Here is a 20,426-nt window from a genome sequence, read left to right as displayed (position 1 = left end):
GTTTTCAGATCGGCGGCTGGCTAGCGTGGCGGGGTGCCCTTCGCTCTCGCCACCGCCCTCGCCGGACTCGGCACCGGACTCGGTCTGATCATCGCCATCGGCGCCCAGAACACCTTCGTGCTGCGCCAGGGCATCCGCCACGAACACGTCGCGGTGCTGGTGGGACTGTGCCTGGTCTCCGACGTCGTGCTGATCGCCGCCGGGGTGGCCGGCCTCGGGGCCCTCGTCACCGCGGTGCCGGCGGTCCTGACGGTGGTGCGGATCGTCGGGGCGGCGTTCCTGCTCGCCTATGCCGTGCTGGCAGCGCGGCGCGCCCTGCATCCCGGACGGCTCACCGCCGAGGCCGGCGGCGGCTCCCTGTCGCGGCGGCGCGTGCTGCTCACCGGCGCGGCGCTGACCTGGCTCAATCCGCACGTCTATCTGGACACCGTGCTGCTGGTCGGCTCACTGGCCGCCGTGCACGGGGACACCGGGCGCTGGTGGTTCGGTGCCGGCGCCATGGTGGCGAGCGCCCTGTGGTTCGTCGCGCTCGGCTGGGGCGCGGGTCTGCTGGCCGGCTGGTTCCGCCGCCCGGCGACGTGGCGCATCCTCGACGGGGCCATCGCCGTCGTCATGGCCGCCCTGGGTCTGCGGCTGCTGCTCGGCGGCTGACGGTCGGGCCCAACGACGCAGCCGGACGTCAGCGGCGCAGGAACAGGTTGCTCAGGGCGCCGATGCCTTCGATCTCCACCTCGAAGCGCTGGTTCTCCCGGATGGTGCCGACGCCGGCGGGGGTGCCGGTGAGGATGACGTCGCCCGGCAGCAGCGTGAAGGCCTGGGAGGCGTGGACGACGAGGTCGGTGACGCCGAAGATCATGTCGGCGGTGCTGCCGTCCTGGACGACATCGCCGTCGAGTGCGCCGGTGATCCGCAGGTTCTCGGGATCCAGGTCGGTCTCGATCCAGGGGCCGAGCGGGCAGGACGTGTCGAAGCCCTTGGCCCGCGCCCACTGGTTGTCGGTGCGCTGGATGTCGCGGGCCGTGACGTCGTTGCCGCAGGTGTAGCCGAAGATCACGTCCTTGACCCGGTCCGGCGTCACGTCCTTGCAGATCTTGCCGATCACGACGGCGAGCTCGGCCTCGTAGGAGATCTCGTCGGAGAACTCGGGCATCAGCACCGGATCGGTCGGCCCGATCACCGCCGTGTTGGGCTTGAAGAAGAGTAGCGGCGACGGCGGCAGCTCGTTGCCCAGCTCGGCCGCGTGGTCCGCGTAGTTGCGCCCGACGCCGACCACCTTGCTGCGCGGGATGATCGGCGCGAGCAGGCGCACGTCCTCGAGCGGGTGTCGCACCCCGGTGGGGACCAGCTGCTGGTAGAAGGGGTCGCCCTTGATCGCGAAGACCTCCTCCGCGCCCGGCTCGCCGTGCACGACGCCGAAGGAGGGTTCCGAATCACTGGTGGCAAACCGGGCTATGCGCATGCCTCCACCCTAGGACAGGGGCACGGGTCGTCCGCGCGCCGGGGCGGGTCGACCGGCGCAGGCCGGTCCTCCTCCCGCGGATCAGGCGCGCGAGCCCTTCCCCGAGTACGCGTACACGCCGAACTCGCGGACGGCCTCGTAGTACGTCCAGGCGACCCCGTAACAGGTGTAGCGCAGCGGGTTCCAGGCCGAGTAGGCGGTGGAGCAGGCGGTGCGCAACCGCGTGAGGAACGCCTGGTCGCAGGCCAGCCGACTGGTGGTCGAGGTGGCGCTGTAGCACGCGTCGTGCCGGGCGCAGGCGTAGCGGAAGTCGGCCTTGCCCCAGCTGTCGGGCACCCACGCCGTGCTCCGGGTGCCGCAGTAGTCGGTGGTCGCCGCCGTCGTCGTGGCCAGCGCCGTGACCTGGGTTGCTGCCGTGGCCTGGCGGCCCGGTGCCGCCTGGGCGGACGTCGCCGTCATCCCCAGCAGGACGGCCAGGACGGCCAGGGTTCCCAGCACCCGCAGGATCGTCGTTCGCATGACACGCCCCTTCGCCCGGGGACGGCAGGCAGCGGTGAAGACTCAGGCCGTCCAGCGTCAGGTTAGGACGCCGCGGGGAGCCCGTCCAGAGGCCGGGACGATGGTCGCGTGATGGTCACCGGCGGGTCAGCAGGTTCTCCGGCAGGTCGGCCGCCCGAAGCGGCAATGACAGCCTGGACGTGGACACGGCGACGGTGGCGGCGCCGCAACCGCGACGCCGTCACCGGGCCGGACGAATCTGTTCAGACGGGACCGGTCAGACGAGGCGGGTCAGCCAGCCGTGAGGATCCTCGACCGTGCCGGTCTGGATGCCGAGCAGTTCCTCGCGGATGCTCATCGTCACGCCGCCGACCTCCGACGCCGGGGAGGAGACGGAGCCCTTCTCGGTCTTCAGCTCGCCGATCGGGGTGATGACGGCGGCGGTGCCGCACGCGAACACCTCGGTGATCTGGCCGGACTCGACGCCGTCGCGCCACTCGTCGATCATGATCTTCCGCTCCTGCACCTCCAGGCCGCGGTCCCGGCCCAGCTGCAGCACCGAGTCGCGGGTGACGCCCTCGAGGATGGAGCCCGACAGCGCGGGGGTGACGAGGCGGCCGTCGGCGTAGACGAAGAACACGTTCATGCCGCCGAGCTCCTCGACGGCACCCTCGTCGAGGAACAGCACCTGCTTGCAGCCGTGCGCCTCGGCCTCGAGCTGCGGCAGCAGGGACGCGGCGTAGTTGCCTCCGCACTTCGCGGAGCCGGTCCCACCGCGGCCGGCCCGCGCGTACTGCTCGGACAGCCAGATCGACACGGGGGCGACCTCGCCGCCGAAGTAGTTGCCCGCCGGCGAGGCGATCACCCGGTAGCTGACCTCACGGGAGGGGCGGACGCCGAGGAAGTTCTCGGTGGCGAACATGAAGGGCCGCAGGTAGAGGCTCTCGCCGTCGCCGTCCGGCACCCAGGCGCGGTCGACGTCGACCAGCTGCTTGAGCGACTCGAGGAACAGCTCCTCGGGCAGCTGCGGGAGAGCCAGGCGGTGCGCGGAGCGCTTGAGCCGGGCGGCGTTCTTCTCGGGCCGGAACGTCCAGATGGACCCGTCCGCGTGCCGGTAGGCCTTCAGCCCCTCGAAGATCTCCTGGGCGTAGTGCAGCACGGAGCAGGCGGGATCCATGGGGATCGGGCCGTACGGCTCGATCCGGGCGTCGTGCCACGCGCCGTCGTGGTAGTCGATGACGGCGGTGTGGTCCGTGAACCAGTCCCCGAAGCCCGGGTTCTGCAGGATCTTCTCCCGCTCCGCCTCGCTGCGGGGGTTCTCGTTCAGGGTCCGTGAGAAGGTCAAGCCCTCGGCCACCGTCGTCATCTCGTCCTCACCGTTCGTCGATCGTGCGGCCAGGTGCGCCGCTGCCTTCCTATTGTGCTCGCGTCGCGACCGCACCAGCAATCGCATCGCCGACCGCCACCGTGCTGCGCCGTTCCGCGCCACGGGCCGACAGATCGGCGGCCACCGCGGCTCGGACGCGCGCTCCGGCGTCGGCCTGGCCGAGCGTCTCGAGCATGATGGCGACGGAGAGGATGGCCGCGGTCGGGTCGGCGACGCCCTGCCCGGCGATGTCCGGGGCGGAGCCGTGGACGGGCTCGAACATGCTCGGCGCGGTGCGGTCCGGGTTGATGTTGCCGGACGCGGCCAGCCCGATGCCGCCCGCGACGGCGCCCGCGAGATCGGTGATGATGTCGCCGAACAGGTTGTCGGTGACGATGACGTCGAAGCGCGACGGGTCCGTGACCATGAAGATCGTGGCCGCGTCGATGTGCAGGTAGTCGACGGCCACCTGCGGGTAGTCCGCGGCGACCTCCTCGACGACCCGCTTCCACAACCGTCCCGCATGCACGAGCACGTTGGTCTTGTGGATCCAGGTGAGCTTCTTCCGCGGGCGGGCGGCGGCCTGCTCGAACGCGTAGCGCACGACGCGGCGCACGCCGAAGGCGGTGTTGACGGACACCTCCGTGGCGATCTCCGCCTCGGTGCCGGCACGCAGGGTACCGCCGTTGCCGACGTAGGGGCCCTCGGTGCCCTCGCGCACGACGACGAAGTCGACCTCGCCGGGATCCCCGAGCGGGCTGGCGACGCCGGCGGGCAGCAGGGAAGGCCGCAGGTTCACGTAGTGGTCGAGGCTGAAGCGGAGCTTGAGCAGCAGGTCCCGCTCGATCAGGCCGGACGGGACGCGACTGTCCCCCGGGGCCGCGCCGACCGCGCCGAACAGGATGGCGTCGAAGCCGCGCAGCCGCTCGAGGGTGGCGTCGTCGAGCACCTCGCCGGTCTCCAGCCAGTGAGCCGCGCCGAGGGCGAAGTCGGTCTTCTCGACGGACACGCCGGTGCCGGCCAGTGCCGCGTCGAGCACCTTCAGGCCCTCGGCCACCACCTCCGGACCGATCCCGTCGCCGCCGATGACTGCCAGCCGGATGCTCTCACTCATGTCTCCAGCGTAGTGCGCCGTCTTGCATCGTGAGAAAGCAATCTCAAGATGTGACCGGCGCGGCCGTTGCCGCACGTGGACGCCGGGGCCGCCACACCCGGAAGAGGTGCCAGGCCGCGTACCCTCCGAGTGCCGCCGCACCGAGATGCACACCCGTCTGCTTCTGCCCCGGGTCGAGCGCGGTCGCGACCCACCCGGCGCCGGGCACGTGGTACTCGACCACGCCGCGCAGCTGCGCCGGCCCGACCGGATCGGCGTCGGCACTGCCGTTCGCATCGCCGCGGGTGGTCAGGGACGGCGCCCCGGTCGCGTCCATCCCGACGGCGACGATCCGGTGGGTGACGAGCGCGGCGTCGTCGCGCGGCGCGAAGGTGACGACGTCCCCGACGGCGAGCCGGGCCATGTCGGGGATGGACCGGACAGGCCGCACCACCACCTGACTGCCCGTCGGGATGGTCGGTGACATCGACCCGGACAGGACGGTGAGCGGGACCCATCCCAGCATCCGCGGCACGACGACGAGGCCGAGCAGCGCCGCCGCGACGACGAGGGCGGCGAGGGCGACCAGGACGCCGCGGACGGGCGCGAACGCGGACGCGGACGCGACGGAAACACCGCCGGACCCGGCCCGGCGTGAGAATCGGAGCCGCCCCGCCGGCCCGCCGCTCACGTCCGGCGCGCTCACTTCTGCGTCAGGATCACACGGATGGTGCTCAGGTCCGCACTGACGTCCTCGCCCGCCGTGGTGCCGCTGCCCCAGTCGGTGCCGTTGGTGTGCGTCTTCGCCCAGGCGACGGTGAAGGTCACCGTCGCGGTGCGCCCGTTGTCGTTGGCGACGGTGCCCTTCTGCCCGACCACGGTGTACCCGTCGGAGCCGTCCGTGTCGGTCAGGCCGGCGATCGTCGTCGTCACGGCGAGGCCGTCCCCGCTCTGTGCGTAGGCCGCGAAGTCGGTGTGCGAGTAGTCGACGGCGAGGACGCCCCGCAGGTTGTCGCCGATCGCGTCGACCTCGGTCGTGGCGGTCAGCGTCACGGTGTCCCCCGGCACCATCCGGTAGGTCGCCGGATCGATCACGGCGTTGTTCTGGTCCCGCCACTGCGCGTTCCCGACGGGGGTCATCGCGAGGTGGCCCGAGGCGATGGTGCTGTGCGTGAGCGGCTGCTCCTCGTACCAGCGGGAGAACGTGCCGCCCCCGGCGGTGAGCAGGCCGACCGCGAGTGCTCCGGCGGCGATCGCCTTGACGGCGTGGTGACGCCGCCCCGACGGCGTCGGTGCGGGCGCGGATGCGACGGCGGGTTCAGGAACGGCGGACGGAGACGTGGGTGTGACGGATGCAGACATGACGGGCCCCCCAAGGCGGATGATCGAGACGGATCAGTCGACCACCGACACCCAGCGGTGGATCACGGAGCTCCGTCTCGATCCGGTCGCCGGCGCGGTCGCACCCTCGCGATCCGCTCGGCCATCCCCCCAGAACGGCCTCGCACGGCACCCCCCGGCGCCGCACGACTCCTGCAGTCCCCACGCTGCATGCAGTTGCATCAACTGATGCGTCAAGTAGAGCACAGCGTCATCGCGCACGCCAGCGTTCGCGCAGGTCGACGCGTAAATGACTCCCTGGCCGTGATCCTGGCACCCGGATGGGCGCCGTCGTCAGGCGGCCGGCTCCTCGTGGCGCGGGAACACTCCCACCGGTGCCGGCAGCGAGGTGCCCGGCGTCAACGGCGTGGCCAGGGCGGCGAAGTCCCGGCCGTCCTCGGCCACGCCGAGCAGGTCGAGCAGCCGCCCGCAGGACTCCGGCATCACCGGCTGGGCCAGGGTGGCGACGGTGCGCACCACCTGCAGGGTCACGTACAGCACGGTGGCCATGCGCGCCGGGTCGGTCTTGCGCAGCACCCAGGGAGCCTGATCGGCGAAGTAGGCGTTCGTGTCGCCGAGCACCCGCCACGTCTCCTCGAGTGCGCCGTGGAAGTCCTGCACGCCGTAGGCCTCGCGGCTGACCCGTAGCAGGTCCGCGGCGCGCGCGAGCAACTCCTCGTCGTCGGCGGTGAACGCGCCCGGTTCGGGCACCGCGCCGTCGCAGTTCTTGGCGACCATGGACAGGGACCGCTGGGCGAGGTTGCCGAGGTTGTTGGCCAGATCGGCGTTCTTCCGGCCGACGACGGCGTCGTGGTTGTAGGAACCGTCGGCGCCGAAGGGGATCTCGCGCAGCAGGAAGAAGCGAACGGCGTCGAGACCGTACTGGGCGACCCAGTCGCGCGGGGCGACGACGTTGCCCAGGGACTTGGACATCTTCTCGCCGTTGTTGTGCAGGAAACCGTGGATCATCACGCGCTTGGGCAGCGGCAGGTCCGCACTCATCAGGAACGCGGGCCAGAAGATGCAGTGGAACCGGGAGATGTCCTTGCCGATCATGTGCAGGTCGGCAGGCCAGTAGGTCCGGTACTGCTCCGAGTCCGTGTTCGGGAAGCCGGCACCGGTGAGGTAGTTGGTCAGGGCGTCGACCCACACGTACATCACGTGGTCCGGGTCGCCGGGCACCGGGACGCCCCAGTCGAAGCTGGTGCGGGAGATGGAGAGGTCCTCGAGGCCGCCCTCGACGAAGCGGATCACCTCGTTGAACCGCGAGCGCGGGGCCGCGAACTCCGGCTGGTCGCGGTACAGGGCCAGCAGCTTCTCCTGGTAGGCGGAGAGCCGGAAGAAGTAGCTGGCCTCCTCGGTCCAGGTCACCTCGGTGCCGGTCTCGGTGGCGCGGCGGACGCCGTCCTCCCCGACCGAGGTCTCGTCCTCACCGAAGAACCGCTCGTCGCGCACCGAGTACCAGCCGGCGTAGGCGTCGAGGTAGATGTCGCCCGCCGCCTCCATCCGGCGCCAGATCTCCTGCGCGGAGGCGTAGTGGTCCGCGTCGGTGGTGCGGATGAACCGGTCGTAGCTGATGCCGAGCTCGTCGTCCATCGCCTTGAACGCCGCGGCGTTGCGGGTCGCCAGCTCCCGGGCGGTCAGGCCGAGCTTCTGCGCGGTCTGCTCCATCTTCAGGCCGTGCTCATCGGTGCCGGTGAGGAAGTAGACGTCGTACCCGTCCAACCGGGCGAAGCGTGCCATCGCGTCGGTGGCGATGTACTCGTACGCGTGCCCGATGTGCGGTTCCCCGTTGGGATAGGCGATGGCAGTGGTCAGGTAGTAGGCAGGGCGGGACGTCACCGAGTCAGTCTAGGTGAACGCCGCCGGCCGTCACGATCGGTGACGGCCGGCGGCGGAGGGGTGCAGCGCGAGAGGAGCGAGGCCGCTCAGGACTCCGTGAGGTCCACCTGGCGGATGGCCTCCGCGCCGATCCGCTCCTTGATCTCCTCCAGCTGCTGCGCGGTGACGGTGGAGTCCACGGAGAGCACCGAGAGGGCCTGGCCGCCCTCGGACTTGCGGGCCACCTGCATGCCGGCGATGTTCACGTCGCGGTCGCCCAGCACCGAGCCCATCACGGCGATGACGCCGGGCCGGTCCCGGTAGATCACGACGATCAGGTGGTCGTCCAGCGGCATCTCGAGCTCGTACCCGTTGATGCCGGTGAGCTTCTGGTTCTGCTTCGGTCCGGTCAGCGTGCCGGAGACCTCGACCTGGCGGCCGTCCGAGAGGGCGCCACGGACGGTCAGCTGGTTCCGGTACTCCGGGGACTCCGCCGTCGTGGTCAGCTTCATCGCGACGCCGCGCTGCTCGGCGAGGACAGGTGCGTTGACGTAGGAGACGTGCTCGGAGACGACGTCCTGGAACACGCCCTTGAGGGCGGCCAGCTCGAGCGACTTCACGTCGTGCTCGGCGATCTCCCCGGCCACCTCGAGCTCGATCTGGGTGACGGAGCCGGCGCCGAGGGCGGTGACGATCCGGCCGAGCTTCTCGACCAGCGGGATGCCGGGGCGCACGTCCGGGTGGATGACTCCGCCGGCGACGTTGACGGCGTCGGGAACCAGCTCCCCGGCGAGGGCGAGCCGCACGGAGCGGGCGACGGACACGCCGGCCTTCTCCTGTGCCTCGTCGGTCGAGGCGCCCAGGTGCGGGGTGACGACGACGTTCTCGTGCGCCATGAACGGCAGGTCCGTCGCCGGCTCGGAGGTGAAGACGTCGATCGCTGCACCGGCGATGGTGCCCGCGGTGACCGCCTCGTCCAGCGCCGCCTCGTCGACGAGACCGCCGCGGGCCACGTTGATCACGAACGCGGTGTCCTTCATCTTCCCGAACGCCTCGGCGCCCAGCATGCCGAGCGTCTCCGGGGTCTTCGGCATGTGGATGGTGACGAAGTCCGCCTCGGCGAGCAGCGTGTCCAGGTCCACCAGCCGCACGCCCATCTGGGCGGCGCGGGCGGAGGTGACGTAGGGGTCGAAGGCGATGACCTCGGTGCCGAACGCCTTGACCCGCTCGGCGACCAGGCCGCCGATCCGCCCCAGGCCGATGATGCCGATGGTCTTCTCGAACAATTCGACGCCGGTGTACTTCGAGCGCTTCCACTCGCCGCCCTTGAGCGACGCGTTGGCCTGCGGGATGTTCCGGGCCAGGGAGAGGATGTGCCCGACGGTCAGCTCCGCGGCGGAGATGATGTTCGACGTCGGGGCGTTGACGACCATGACGCCGGCACGGGTGGCGGCGGCGACGTCGACGTTGTCCAGGCCGACGCCGGCACGCGCGATCACCTTCAGCTTCGACGCCGCAGCGATCGCCTCGGCGTCCACCTGCGTGGCGGAGCGGATCAGGACAGCGTCGACGTCGGCGATCGCGGGCAGCAGTTCGGCGCGGTCGGCACCGTTGGCGCGGCGGATCTCGAAGTCGGGGCCGAGGGCCTCGATCGTGGCCGGGGAGAGCTCCTCGGCGATGAGGACGACGGGACGAGCGGGGGCGGGGGCGGTGGTCACGCGATTCCTTCGGACGGGGACAGGGACGGGCGGACGGACGGAGGCCCGTTCCAGCCTAGGACGGGCACCGAACGCCGAGAGGCCAGTCCCGCAGTGTTACCGAGGGCAACGACTGTGAGACTGGCCTCACCGGCGATCGGACAGAGGCTCAGCGCCGCGTCAGCGGGAGACCTGACCCTCGGTGTAGTCGTCGTTCGACTTGATCCACGAGAAGAGCTGGCGCAGCTCGCGGCCGGTGGCCTCGATCGGGTGCGCCTCGCCCTTGGCCCGCAGCTCCTTGAACTCGGGGCCGCCCTTGTCCTGGTCCTCGATGAACCGCTTGGCGAAGGTGCCGTCCTGGATGTCGGAGAGGACGGCCTTCATGTTGTCCTTCACGTGCGGGTCGATGACGCGCGGGCCGGAGACGTAGTCGCCGTACTCGGCGGTGTCCGAGACGGACCAGCGCTGCTTGGCGATGCCGCCCTCGATCATCAGGTCGACGATGAGCTTGAGCTCGTGGAGCACCTCGAAGTAGGCGATCTCCGGCTTGTAGCCGGCCTCGGTGAGAGTCTCGAAGCCGTACTGCACCAGCTGGGAGACACCGCCGCAGAGCACGGCCTGCTCGCCGAAGAGATCGGTCTCGGTCTCCTCGGTGAAGGTGGTCTTGATGACGCCGGCGCGCGAGCCGCCGATGGCCTTCGCGTACGAGAGGGCCAGCGCCTCGGCGTTGCCGGAGGCGTCCTTCTCGACGGCGATGAGCGCGGGAACGCCGCGGCCGGCCTCGAACTCGCGGCGCACGGTGTGGCCGGGGCCCTTCGGGGCGACCATGGCGACGTCGACGCCCTCGGGGGCGCTGATGTAGCCGAAGCGGATGTTGAATCCGTGCGCGAAGAACAGGGCGTCACCGGTGGTCAGGTGCGGCTGGATGGACTCGGCGTACACCGTGCGCTGGACCTGGTCCGGCGTCAGGATCATGATCAGGTCGGCTTCCTCGACCGCGTCGGCGACCGAGAGCACCCGCAGGCCCTCCGCCTCGGCCTTAGCACGGGACTTCGACCCTTCGGCGAGGCCGATCCGCACGTCCACCCCCGAGTCGCGCAGGTTGAGGGCGTGGGCGTGGCCCTGGCTTCCGTAGCCGATGACGGCGACGTGCCGGCCCTGGATGATCGACAGGTCGGCGTCGTCGTCGTAGTAGATCTCTGCCATGGGGATTCAGTCTCTCCTTGGGTGTGTTGTGAAAAGGGTCGAGCGGACCGTCAGACGCTCCTCAGCGCGCGGTGCAGCTGGCGAGCCGGCGTCGTCACGCTACGCGCTCCTCAGGGCTCTGTGCTGTTGCGCCCTTCGGTCGCGCTCCGCTGGCGCTACGCGCTCCTCAGGGCTCTGTCGCTCATCGAGCGGGGGCCGCGACCGATCGCCAGCGTGCCGGACTGGACGATCTCTCGCACCCCGAAGGGTTCGAGCACCGCCAGCAGCGCGTTGAGCTTCTCGGCCGTCCCGGTCGCCTCGATCACCACCGAGTCGGGGGCGACGTCGACGATCGAGGCGCGGAACAGATCGGTCGCCTGGGTGACCTGCAGGCGCGTGGCGGCGTCGGCCCGCACCTTGATCAGGACGTGGTCGCGCTGCACCGAGGTCTCCGGCAGCAGTTCGACGATCTTCAGGACGTTGATCAGCTTGTTGAGCTGCTTCGTCACCTGTTCGAGGAGCTCGGCATCGGCGTCGACCACGACGGTCACCCGGGACACCCCGGGGACCTCGGTCGGGCCGACGGCGAGCGAGTTGATGTTGAACGCGCGGCGGGCGAACAGGCCTGCGACGCGCGTGAGCACGCCGGGCTTGTCCTCGACCAGCACGGACAGGGTGTGGCGTGTCATCAGTCGGTCTCCTCCCACTGCGGCGTCAGGTCCTGCGCCACCTGGATCAGGTCGTTGCTCACGCCGGAGGGCACCATCGGCCACACCATCGAGTCGGGGCTGACGACGAAGTCGATCACCACCGGGCGGTCGTTGATCGCGAGCGCCTGCTCGATCGTGGCGTCGATGTCCTCCGCGCGCTCGCACCGCAGCGCGGCGCAGCCGTAGGCCTCGGCGAGCTTGACGAAGTCCGGGACGCGCACGGTGTCGTGGCCCGTGTTCAGGTCCGTGTTCGAATAGCGGCCCTCGTAGAAGAGCGTCTGCCACTGGCGGACCATGCCGAGCGAGGAGTTGTTGATCACCGCGACCTTGATCGGGATGTCGTTGATCCGGCAGGTGGCCAGTTCCTGGTTGGTCATCTGGAAGCAGCCGTCGCCGTCGATGGCCCACACCACCCGATCCGGGTTGCCGACCTTTGCGCCCATGGCGGCGGGCACGGAGTAGCCCATCGTGCCGGCGCCCCCGGAGTTGAGCCAGGCGTGGGGACGCTCGTACTTGATGAACTGGGCGGACCACATCTGGTGCTGGCCCACGCCCGCCACGTACACGCCCTCCGGCCCGGTCAGCTCGCCGATCCGGGCGATCACCTTCTGCGGGGCGGTCAGCCCGTCGGTCGGCTCGGTGTACCCGAGGGGGTAGGTCTCCCGCAGCCGGCGCAGGGTGGTCAGCCACGCCGTCAGGTCGGGACGCTCGGTGTGCTCGAACTCGGCGGTCAGCGCGTCCGTCAGGTCGGGGATGATCTCCTTGACGGACCCGACGATCGGCACGTCCGCGGTGCGGTTCTTGGAGATCTCGGCCGGGTCGATGTCGGCGTGGATCACCTTGGCACCCGGAGCGAAGCTCGAGAGCTGCCCGGTGACGCGGTCGTCGAACCGGGCCCCGAGCGTGATCAGCAGGTCCGCCTGCTGCAGCGCGGCGACCGCGGAGACGGCACCGTGCATGCCCGGCATGCCGAAGTGCAGGTCGTGGGAGTCGGGGAACACGCCGCGGGCCTGCAGCGTCGTCACCACGGGCGCGCCGAGGTACTCGGCGAGCTGGCGCAGCTCCTCGGAGGCGTGGCCCTTCACGACGCCGCCGCCCACGTAGAACACGGGCCGGGACGACGCGGCGATCAGGCGGGCGGCCTCGCGCAGCTGCTTGGCGTGGCCCCGCACCACCGGGCGGTAGCCGGCGGCCTCGACCTTCGGGGGCCAGCTGAACGTCATCAAGCCCTGCTGGGCGTCCTTGGAGATGTCCACCAGGACGGGCCCGGGCCGCCCGGTGCCGGCGATGTAGAACGCCTCCGCCAGCACCCGCGGGATGTCCTCGGGGTCGGTGACCAGCCAGGAGTGCTTGGTGATCGGCATGGTGATGCCGACGATGTCCGCCTCCTGGAAGGCGTCCGTGCCGATCACGGCGCTGGAGACCTGGCCGGTGATGGCGACGATGGGCACCGAGTCCAGGTGCGCGTCGGCGATCGGGGTGACGAGGTTGGTCGCCCCGGGCCCGGACGTCGCGATGCACACGCCGACGCGGCCGGTGACCATCGCGTAGCCCTGCGCGGCATGGCCGGCGCCCTGCTCGTGGCGGACGAGGATGTGGTTGATCCTCGTCGAGTCCATCAGCGGGTCATAGGTCGGGAGGATGGCTCCGCCCGGCAGGCCGAAGACGTCGGTGACGCCGAGCTCCTCCAGGGCACGCACGATCGCCTGCGACCCGGTCATCTGCACCGGTTCGACGACGCGATTGGGGCCCTGAACCGAACTCTGCACGGAGGAGACGGACGGAGCGACGGTGCTCTCCGTGACGGCGGGCCGGGCGGCGGTGGTGCCACCGGCGACCGTGGCGGCCGGAGCGGTTTCCCGGGCGGGTGCACCTGCCCGGGACGTGTGTGCCATCAGCGCCGGGCTGACGGTCTGTCCCTTGCTCATCGGTTGGTCCTTCGGTCTCGCTCGTGATGGTCGCCCGCGGTGCCGTTCCCCCGTGCCGGCGGAACGATCACCGCAATAAAAAAACCCCTCAGCCTTGCGGCAACGGGGTTGGGCGTGGGGTTGCAGAAGCTTCCGAGAGGCTCCTACGCGCCACGCCGGTCGAGTACGACAAGAATCTGCTTCTGCATGCTCCCAGTGTCGTCCCCGCACGCTGACGGTGTCAACACGCGGACGGCCCGTCTCAACATGTGAGACGGGCCGTCCGCCAGTCGGTGGGTCAGCCGACCCAGGCGCCCTCGGAAGCGGAGTGGACGAGCTTGGCGTACTTGCCCAGCACGCCCGTCGTGAACCGGGGCTTGCGCGGCTCGAAGCCGACCGCCCGCGCGTCCAGCTCGGCCTGGTCGACGATCACGTCGAGGGTCTTGCCGGCCACGTCGAGCCGGATCCGGTCCCCGTCGCGCACGTGGGCGATCGGGCCGCCGTCCACGGCCTCGGGCGCCACGTGACCGACGCACAGGCCGGTGGTGCCGCCGGAGAACCGGCCGTCGGTCAGCAGCAGGACGTCCTTGCCGAGACCCGCGCCCTTGATGGCTCCGGTGATGGCGAGCATCTCGCGCATGCCGGGACCGCCCTTGGGGCCCTCGTAACGGATGACGACGACATCGCCGGCCGCGATGGTGCCGTCCTCCAGGGCGTCCATGGCCGCGCGCTCCCCGTCGAACACGCGGGCGGTGCCCTCGAAGACGTCGGAGTCGAACCCGGCGGACTTGACGACGGCACCCTCGGGGGCGAGCGAGCCCTTGAGGATGGTGATGCCGCCCGTCGGGTGGATCGGGTTCGAGAGCGCCCGCAGGATCTTCCCGTCCGGGTCCGGCGGGTTGATGTCGGCGAGGTTCTCGGCGACGGTCTTCCCCGTCACGGTGAGGCAGTCCCCGTGCAGCAGGCCGGCGTCGAGCAGCGCCTTCATGACGACGGGCACGCCGCCGATCTTGTCGATGTCGTGCATGACGAACCGGCCGAAGGGCTTCAGGTCGCCCAGGTGCGGAACGCGCTCGGCGATGCGGGAGAAGTCGTCGAGGGTCAGATCGACCTCGGCCTCACGGGCGATCGCGAGCAGGTGCAGCACCGCGTTGGTCGAGCCACCGAAGGCCATCACCACGGAGATCGCGTTCTCGAACGCCTCCTTGGTCATGATCTGCCGGGCGGTGATGCCCTTCCGCAGCATCTCGACGACGGCCTCGCCGCTCTTGCGCGCGAACTGGTCGCGCCGGCGGTCGGCCGACGGCGGGGCGGCGGAGCCGGGCACGGACATGCCCATCGCCTCGGCGACGGAGGCCATGGTGTTGGCGGTGTACATGCCGCCACAGGCGCCCTCGCCCGGGCAGATAGCCCGCTCGATGCGGTCCACGTCGTCGCGGCTCATCAGGCCGGCGGCGCAGGCGCCCACGGCCTCGAACGCGTCGATGATCGTGACCTCCTTCTCCTGGCCGTCGGAGAGCTTCACGAATCCGGGCATCGTCGAGCCCGCGTAGAGGAACACCGAGGCCAGGTCGAGGCGGGCCGCCGCGATGAGCATGCCCGGCAGGGACTTGTCGCAGCCGGCCAGCAGCACGGAGCCGTCGAGGCGCTCGGCCATCATGACGGTCTCGACCGAGTCGGCGATGACGTCACGGGAGACGAGGGAGAAGTGCATCCCCTCGTGCCCCATGGAGATGCCGTCCGAGACGGAGATGGTGCCGAACTCCAGCGGGTAGCCGCCTCCGGCGTGCACGCCCTCCTTGGCCGCCTGCGCGAGCCGGTCGAGGGAGAGGTTGCAGGGGGTGATCTCGTTCCACGAGCTCGCGATGCCGATCTGCGGCTTGGCGAAGTCGTCGTCACCCATGCCGACGGCGCGGAGCATGCCGCGCGCCGCCGTCTTCTCGAGACCGTCGGTCACGTCCCGGCTGCGAGGTTTGATGTCCACCGTGTTGTCAACGCTCATGCTCGGAGTCTATGCCGCGCGGACCTGCGGCCCCGCGCCTGTGCGGCTCCATGACGGGCCGGCGCACCGCCTCGGATCGAGCACGTCGACGGGCCACCGGACCGGGCGACGGAACTCCCGCGGATCGCTCCCGGACTCGGCCGGCCCGGCGGGCGGCGGGAATTATCCTGGCCCGCAACTGTTCGCCACGGTATGGACACCACCACGAGCACGACCATGAAGGCCGTCGGCGTCGACACCTACGGCGGCCCCGAGAACCTGACCATCCACGAGGTCACCGCGCCCCACGCGGGCCCCGGCGAGGTGCGGATCCACGTCCGGGCCGCCGCCGTGAGCCCCACCGACACCAACGTGCGCGAGGGCGCCTACGGCGAGAGCGAACTGCCGTTCCCGGTGGTGCCCGGCATGGACGCCGCCGGTGTCATCGACGAGGTGGGCGACCCGGACACCGCGCGCGGGCTGGACACCTCCGGCTGGTCCGTCGGTGACGAGGTGATGGCCATCGCGCTGCCGCGCCAGGGTCACGGCGGCGCGTACGTGGAGTACCTGATCGCGGACGCGGACTCCCTGACCCGCATCCCGGCCGGTTCCTCGCTCGAGGAGGCCTCGACCCTGCCGATGAACGGTCTGACCGCGGTCCAGGCCCTCGACGAGCTGGCCATCCCCGCCGGCGGCACCTTCGCCGTCACCGGTGCTGCCGGCACGCTCGGCAACTACGCCGTGCAGCTGGCCAAGCAGCGCGGCCTGACCGTGATCGCCGACGCCGCCGAGAAGGACCGCGACCTGGTCGCCGGGCTCGGTGCCGACCACATCGTCGAGCGCGGTGACGACGTCGCCGAGCGAATCCGCGCGATCGTGCCCGAGGGCGTCGACGGGCTGCTCGATGCCGCCGTGATGAACGAGAAGGCCCTGCCGGCGGTCCGGTCCGGCGGCGGCTTCGCGACGGTGCGCAACTGGGGCGGCGTCGAGGGCAGCGACGTCACCGTCCACCAGATCTGGGTGTTCCGGGAGTACCACTCGGCCGCGAAGCTCGACGCCCTGCGTCAGGCGGTCGAGGACGGCGTCGTGACGCTGCGGGTGGCCGACACGCTGCCCGCCGAGCAGGCCGCCGAGTCCCACCGTCGTCTCGCCAGCGGCGGCGTCCGCGGACGGCTCGTGCTCACCTTCTGAGCGCACCTGCGCCCTGACGAGGGCTGATACCGGCGGTCGGTCCCCCACGGGACCGGCCGCCGCTGTCGTCCCGCCCGGTGCGGCCCCGCGCCGCGCTCGGACCACCCGTCACACACCGTCTTCCGGGCAGCGTTCTTTCCTACACTGGGAGCATCCCCCACACCCACGGAGTGCGGCCGGCGCAGCCTGTCCGGACCGCGATCCGGAAAGGCGCGATGACTGCCGACGACGGTGCCCGGCTCAAGGCCGACCTGCACCAGATCTTCGACCGCCAGGTCTCCACGTTCGGGTCCTACAACCTGATCTACGGGTACGGCTCGGCGGAGTATCCCGAGCCCGGATCCGGAGCGCGGGGCTCGCGGCGGGACTTCATCGTCGGCTACTGCATGAAGCCCGTGGAGGTCGTGTTCGCGCCGTTCCTGCTGCCGGACCTCGCGCCCGTCGAGCGGGCGACCGCCGTCAACGCCACCAACCTCGCCTTCGCCGAGATCGGCACCGACTCCTGGTACGCGGTCGAGACCAACATCGGCGCCCGCTTCGGCGTCACCGTCCGCGGCCGCGTGCGGCTGACCGTCGGCGGGTCGACGACGTGGCTGGAGCAGGATGCCGATGCCGAGGACTTCGCTCGGTTCATGGCCGACGAGTTCGCCGTCCTCTAGGGACCCGGCGGGGCCGGCCGAGCCGGGCGTGTCCTGATTCGATCCATCCCGATCCGTCAGTGCGAGGCGCGCCGGACCAGGGTTGCCGGCTCCTCGCCGCGTGCCAGCTCGCCGAACGTGCGCCGGAGATGCTCCACGATGCGCGGTTCGAACGCCGAGGCGTTGCCGCCCACGTGCGGGGTGATCAGGGCGTTCGGGGCGGACCACAGCGGGTGGCCGGCCGGCAGCGGTTCGGGGTCGACGACGTCGAGGGCGGCGTGCAGCCGTCCCGCGGTCACCTCGGCCGTCAGTGCCTCGGTATCGACGACGGCGCCGCGGCCGACGTTGACGACGAGCGCGTCGTCCGGCAGGGCGGCCAGTACCCGCGCGTCCACGAGGTGGTGCGTCTGCTCGCTCAGCGGGGTGATCGCGATCAGGACGTCGTGATCGGCGGCCAGGTCGATCAGCTCGTCCGTGCCGTGCACCGGTCCCCGCTCGTCCGTCCGCGCGTGCGAGGCCACCCGGGTGAGCGTGACCTCGAAGGGGTCCAGCCGGCGGGCGATCTGCTCGCCGATGCCGCCCACGCCCACCAGCAGCACCCGGCGGTCCGCGAGCGAGCGGCGGCGCTGCGGGCGCCACCGTTCCTGCGCCTGGTCCCGCGCGGCGACGTCGATGCCGCGCAGCGAGGCGAGGACGAGGGCGACGGCGAGCTCGGCGGTCGCGGCCGCGTGCACACCGGCGGCGGTGACGATGGCCGGCCCGTCGCCGACCTTCTCCGCGACGCCGTCGTAGCCCGTCGTGGTGGTGAGCACGGTGGCCAGGTGCGGCAGGGCACGGACGACCTCCCCGTCGTAACCGCGGGCATAGGGCAGCACCACCGCCTCGAGCCGGTCCGCGAGGTCCTGCGGCGCGGGTCCGGTGACGTCCCACACCACCACGTCCGCGCCGGGCACATCGCCGATGCTCTCCTGCATCCAGCGTTCGGGGACGGAGACGGTCAGCGTGCGCGTCGGGCTCATGTCGTCCACCCTAGCCATGGCCGCCGCCCGTCCCCCCTCGGCCCGGGCTCCTCCGGCGATGTCCGCCGGAGAAAACGGATCGGCTCGGGGAACGGTCGGGGACGCCGCGTACCATCGCCGTACCCGAGACGGAGGACTCCCATGGGACCCCACGCGTCGACCCGCTGCAGCACCCACCCGGGCACCGGCACGCGCGCTCGCCCCTCTCCCGCCCGCGACTCCCGGGCTTCCGGGGCCGCCCTGGCGGCCTCCCTCGTGCTCGTCTCGCTCCTGCTCGGCGGGTGCACGGCCGGCAACACCGCGACGTCGCCCGTCACGTCGACACCGTCCTCGTCGTCGTCCGCGTCCCCGGCCTCCTCGCCGTCGCCGTCGTCATCAACCGGTCCCGCCCGGACGGCCGAGCCGCAGGTCAGCACCGTCGTCGACCGGATCGAGACCCCGTGGGCCGTCGCCTTCCTGCCCGACGGCGGCGCCCTGGTGACCCAGCGGAACCCGGCGACCGTGTCCCTCGTGCGGGACGGCGCCGTGACGGAGGTGGGCCACATCGACGCCGCGCGGCCGGCCGGCGAGGGCGGTCTGCTCGGCATCGCCCTCTCCCCCACGTTCCGCACCGACCAGCGCGTCTTCCTCTTCTACACGGCAGCCGAGGACAACCGGGTGGAGTCCTTCCGGTACGCCGACGGCCGGCTCACGGACGGCCGCGTCATCCTCTCGGGCATCACGAAGAACACGACGCACAACGGCGGTCGCCTCGCGTTCGGGCCGGACGGCTTCCTCTACATCGGCACCGGCGACGCGCAGGATCGCAGCGCCCCGCAGAACCGCACCGCCCTGAACGGCAAGATCCTGCGCGTCACGGCCGAGGGGCAGCCGGCGCCCGGCAACCCCGTCCCCGACTCCCCCGTGTACAGCTACGGGCACCGCAACGTGCAGGGCCTGGCGTGGGACACGGCCGGGCGGCTGTGGGCCACGGAGTTCGGGCCCACGGTGGACGACGAGGTGAACCTGATCCGGGCGGGCGGGAACTACGGCTGGCCGGAGGTGACCGGTGCCCCGCACCGGTCGGAGTACCTCGACGCGGCCGTCGTGTGGCCGTCGACGGCGGACAGCTCGCCGTCCGGCGCGGCCATCGTGGACGGCGCGCTCTGGGTCGGGGCTCTGCGCGGGGAGCGGCTGTGGCAGATCCCGCTCGACGGGGACCGGGCCGGCGAGCCGGTGGCGCACCTGCAGGGCCGCTACGGGCGGATGCGCGACGTGGAGCGCGCACCGGACGGGTCGCTGTGGGTGCTCACCGACAACGGCACCGAGTCGGCGATCCTGCGGGTCACCCCCTCCTGACACCGGTCGGCGGCGCCGCTGCCGGAGTCGGGGACGAGGAGACGGACACCGGTCGCCGGTCCGGGATCGAGCGCCGGGTCAGAGCAGCCGGGCGAGATCGCGGACGGCGTCCCCGGCCGGGCCGGTCCGCGCCTTCGTGTACCCGGTGCCGGCCCACAGGTGCACCCGGTCCGGGTCCCCGGCGTCCGCCGCGGCCCGGCGGAGCGGCCGAGTGAGGTGATGGATGGCCGGGTATCCCAGGGGGGCCGCCGACTCGTGCGCGTCGATGAAGCCGTTGCGCAGGCCGCGGGCGGGCCGGCCGGTGAAGGCGCGGGTGATCACGGTGGGGCCGAGCGCCGGGTTCGTCAGGGCGTTCCGGTGGGTGGGCGTGGTGCCGGCCTCGTCGGTGCGCAGCAGGAGCGTGCCGACCGCGACGGCCTCGGCGCCGGCGGCCCGCAGGTCCCGGACGGCGTCGGCTCCGTCCACACCGCCAGCCGCGATCACGGGCAGGCCGGCGGCCGCCACCACGTCGCGGACCAGGTCGGCCGTGCGCACCGGGGTGATCGTGCGGGCCGGGTCCCAGGTACCGCTGTGACCGCCCGCGGCCGGCCCCTGCACGACGAGTCCGTCCACGCCGGCGTCGCGCGCGGCGCGGGCTTCCTCCGCAGTGGTCACGGTGGCCAGCACGCGGGAGCCGGCCCGGCGCAGCGCCGCGATGTCCGCGGTCGCGGGCAGGCCGAAGGTGAGGGAGACGACGGTTACGGGGTCGGCGAGCAGCTGCTCGAGCTTCTCGGGCCACGCGTCGCGGTCGCCGGTGACCGGTCGCGGGTCCAGGGTCAACCCGTGGCGTCCGGCCTCGGGTTGCAGCCGGGCGGCGTACGCGGCGAAGGCCGCCATGTCGAGTTCGTCGTCGGCGGCATCCGCGGGCACGAAGAGATTGACGCCGAAGGGGACGCCGAGCGCCTGGACGGCGCGCACCTGCTCGGCGAAGGCGGCGCCGGTCAGGTAGCCGCCGGCCACGAACGGGAAACCGCCGGCCGCCGCGACCGCACCGGCCAGCGCCGTCGAACCCGGACCGCCCGCCATCGGCGCGGCGACGATCGGCAGGTCGGTGGCGAGGAGATCGGAGGTGTCGGCCATGTCGCCGATCCTCTCATCGTCGTG

General features: G+C 71.6%; 18 protein-coding genes. 4 read left to right on the top strand and 14 right to left on the bottom strand.

The annotated features are described in order from the left end of the window. The first annotated feature begins 33 nt into the window (after positions 1-33). Complete coding sequence (locus BGP79_RS01005; RefSeq protein WP_076692826.1) at positions 34-651, top strand: LysE/ArgO family amino acid transporter; 618 nt, start codon at positions 34-36, stop codon at positions 649-651. Positions 652-679: 28 nt separating this feature from the next. Here the strand turns inward: BGP79_RS01005 and BGP79_RS01000 are convergent, their stop codons facing one another. The 12 genes from BGP79_RS01000 to ilvD all read right to left on the bottom strand — a co-directional run bounded on the left by BGP79_RS01000 (position 680) and on the right by ilvD (position 15,118). After that, a complete protein-coding gene (locus BGP79_RS01000) occupies positions 680-1,459 on the bottom strand; it encodes a fumarylacetoacetate hydrolase family protein (RefSeq protein WP_076692825.1) in 780 nt (259 codons plus the stop codon). A gap of 81 nt (positions 1,460-1,540) precedes the next feature. Further along, positions 1,541-1,978, bottom strand: a complete 438-nt coding sequence (locus BGP79_RS00995; protein WP_076692824.1) for a phospholipase A2 — start codon at positions 1,976-1,978, stop codon at positions 1,541-1,543. A 256-nt stretch (positions 1,979-2,234) separates the two neighbouring features. After that, positions 2,235-3,323: a branched-chain amino acid aminotransferase gene (locus BGP79_RS00990; RefSeq protein ID WP_076692823.1), complete on the bottom strand. Its 1,089-nt coding sequence runs from the start codon at positions 3,321-3,323 to the stop codon at positions 2,235-2,237. A 49-nt stretch (positions 3,324-3,372) separates the two neighbouring features. Beyond that, positions 3,373-4,437, bottom strand: coding sequence for a 3-isopropylmalate dehydrogenase (locus BGP79_RS00985; protein WP_076692822.1), 1,065 nt, complete (start codon positions 4,435-4,437; stop codon positions 3,373-3,375). Between the two features lie 43 nt (positions 4,438-4,480). Beyond that, positions 4,481-5,107 carry a signal peptidase I gene (locus BGP79_RS00980; RefSeq protein WP_158067099.1) on the bottom strand — a complete coding sequence of 209 codons (627 nt, stop codon included), beginning with the start codon at positions 5,105-5,107 and terminating at the stop codon, positions 4,481-4,483. A gap of 11 nt (positions 5,108-5,118) precedes the next feature. Further along, positions 5,119-5,778: an alternate-type signal peptide domain-containing protein gene (locus BGP79_RS00975; RefSeq protein WP_076692820.1), complete on the bottom strand. Its 660-nt coding sequence runs from the start codon at positions 5,776-5,778 to the stop codon at positions 5,119-5,121. 312 nt (positions 5,779-6,090) lie between these two features. Next, a complete protein-coding gene (gene metG / locus BGP79_RS00970; RefSeq protein ID WP_076692819.1) occupies positions 6,091-7,638 on the bottom strand; it encodes a methionine--tRNA ligase in 1,548 nt (515 codons plus the stop codon). A gap of 86 nt (positions 7,639-7,724) precedes the next feature. Beyond that, positions 7,725-9,335 (bottom strand): phosphoglycerate dehydrogenase, encoded by a 1,611-nt coding sequence (gene serA, locus BGP79_RS00965; protein ID WP_076692818.1) that lies wholly within the window; start codon positions 9,333-9,335, stop codon positions 7,725-7,727. Positions 9,336-9,494: 159 nt separating this feature from the next. Then, on the bottom strand, positions 9,495-10,520 hold the full coding sequence (gene ilvC / locus BGP79_RS00960) for a ketol-acid reductoisomerase (RefSeq protein ID WP_076692817.1): 1,026 nt from the start codon (positions 10,518-10,520) through the stop codon (positions 9,495-9,497). Positions 10,521-10,675: 155 nt separating this feature from the next. Beyond that, complete coding sequence (gene ilvN, locus BGP79_RS00955; RefSeq protein ID WP_076692816.1) at positions 10,676-11,188, bottom strand: acetolactate synthase small subunit; 513 nt, start codon at positions 11,186-11,188, stop codon at positions 10,676-10,678. Next, positions 11,188-13,137: an acetolactate synthase large subunit gene (locus tag BGP79_RS00950; protein ID WP_076692815.1), complete on the bottom strand. Its 1,950-nt coding sequence runs from the start codon at positions 13,135-13,137 to the stop codon at positions 11,188-11,190. Before BGP79_RS00950 ends, ilvN begins: the two co-directional genes overlap by 1 nt. 277 nt (positions 13,138-13,414) lie before the next feature. Then, on the bottom strand, positions 13,415-15,118 hold the full coding sequence (gene ilvD / locus BGP79_RS00945) for a dihydroxy-acid dehydratase (RefSeq protein WP_076692814.1): 1,704 nt from the start codon (positions 15,116-15,118) through the stop codon (positions 13,415-13,417). Between the two features lie 192 nt (positions 15,119-15,310). Here ilvD and BGP79_RS00940 point away from each other — a divergent pair, with 192 nt between their 5' ends. After that, on the top strand, positions 15,311-16,288 hold the full coding sequence (locus BGP79_RS00940) for an NADP-dependent oxidoreductase (RefSeq protein ID WP_233120998.1): 978 nt from the start codon (positions 15,311-15,313) through the stop codon (positions 16,286-16,288). Between the two features lie 215 nt (positions 16,289-16,503). Next, entirely contained in the window at positions 16,504-16,947 is a 444-nt protein-coding gene (locus BGP79_RS00935; RefSeq protein ID WP_076692813.1) for a hypothetical protein, read from the top strand. Positions 16,948-17,003: 56 nt separating this feature from the next. Here BGP79_RS00935 and BGP79_RS00930 read toward each other — a convergent pair whose 3' ends face one another. After that, on the bottom strand, positions 17,004-17,945 hold the full coding sequence (locus tag BGP79_RS00930; protein ID WP_076692812.1) for an NAD(P)-dependent oxidoreductase: 942 nt from the start codon (positions 17,943-17,945) through the stop codon (positions 17,004-17,006). Between the two features lie 141 nt (positions 17,946-18,086). On the opposite strand from BGP79_RS00930, the gene BGP79_RS00925 reads away from it, so the two are divergent. After that, complete coding sequence (locus BGP79_RS00925) at positions 18,087-19,283, top strand: sorbosone dehydrogenase family protein (protein WP_083701440.1); 1,197 nt, start codon at positions 18,087-18,089, stop codon at positions 19,281-19,283. A 78-nt stretch (positions 19,284-19,361) separates the two neighbouring features. Here BGP79_RS00925 and BGP79_RS00920 read toward each other — a convergent pair whose 3' ends face one another. After that, on the bottom strand, positions 19,362-20,402 hold the full coding sequence (locus tag BGP79_RS00920) for a nitronate monooxygenase (RefSeq protein ID WP_076692811.1): 1,041 nt from the start codon (positions 20,400-20,402) through the stop codon (positions 19,362-19,364). Positions 20,403-20,426 lie beyond the last annotated feature (24 nt).

This window comes from Tersicoccus sp. Bi-70, assembly GCF_001968825.1.
Lineage (GTDB): Bacteria > Actinomycetota > Actinomycetes > Actinomycetales > Micrococcaceae > Tersicoccus.
This window is presented reverse-complemented; position numbering and strand designations above follow the sequence as displayed.

What these genes read in the sequence shown, in the direction of transcription:
- BGP79_RS01000 (WP_076692825.1), bottom strand. Translation starts at nt 1,459, where the DNA reads ATGCGCATAGCCCGGTTTGCCACCAGTGATTCGGAACCCTCCTTCGGC.
- BGP79_RS00995 (WP_076692824.1), bottom strand. Translation starts at nt 1,978, where the DNA reads ATGCGAACGACGATCCTGCGGGTGCTGGGAACCCTGGCCGTCCTGGCC.
- BGP79_RS00990 (WP_076692823.1), bottom strand. Translation starts at nt 3,323, where the DNA reads ATGACGACGGTGGCCGAGGGCTTGACCTTCTCACGGACCCTGAACGAG.
- BGP79_RS00985 (WP_076692822.1), bottom strand. Translation starts at nt 4,437, where the DNA reads ATGAGTGAGAGCATCCGGCTGGCAGTCATCGGCGGCGACGGGATCGGT.
- BGP79_RS00975 (WP_076692820.1), bottom strand. Translation starts at nt 5,778, where the DNA reads ATGTCTGCATCCGTCACACCCACGTCTCCGTCCGCCGTTCCTGAACCC.
- ilvC (WP_076692817.1), bottom strand. Translation starts at nt 10,520, where the DNA reads ATGGCAGAGATCTACTACGACGACGACGCCGACCTGTCGATCATCCAG.
- ilvN (WP_076692816.1), bottom strand. Translation starts at nt 11,188, where the DNA reads ATGACACGCCACACCCTGTCCGTGCTGGTCGAGGACAAGCCCGGCGTG.
- BGP79_RS00950 (WP_076692815.1), bottom strand. Translation starts at nt 13,137, where the DNA reads ATGAGCAAGGGACAGACCGTCAGCCCGGCGCTGATGGCACACACGTCC.
- ilvD (WP_076692814.1), bottom strand. Translation starts at nt 15,118, where the DNA reads ATGAGCGTTGACAACACGGTGGACATCAAACCTCGCAGCCGGGACGTG.
- BGP79_RS00940 (WP_233120998.1), top strand. Translation starts at nt 15,311, where the DNA reads ATGGACACCACCACGAGCACGACCATGAAGGCCGTCGGCGTCGACACC.
- BGP79_RS00935 (WP_076692813.1), top strand. Translation starts at nt 16,504, where the DNA reads ATGACTGCCGACGACGGTGCCCGGCTCAAGGCCGACCTGCACCAGATC.
- BGP79_RS00930 (WP_076692812.1), bottom strand. Translation starts at nt 17,945, where the DNA reads ATGAGCCCGACGCGCACGCTGACCGTCTCCGTCCCCGAACGCTGGATG.
- BGP79_RS00925 (WP_083701440.1), top strand. Translation starts at nt 18,087, where the DNA reads ATGGGACCCCACGCGTCGACCCGCTGCAGCACCCACCCGGGCACCGGC.
- BGP79_RS00920 (WP_076692811.1), bottom strand. Translation starts at nt 20,402, where the DNA reads ATGGCCGACACCTCCGATCTCCTCGCCACCGACCTGCCGATCGTCGCC.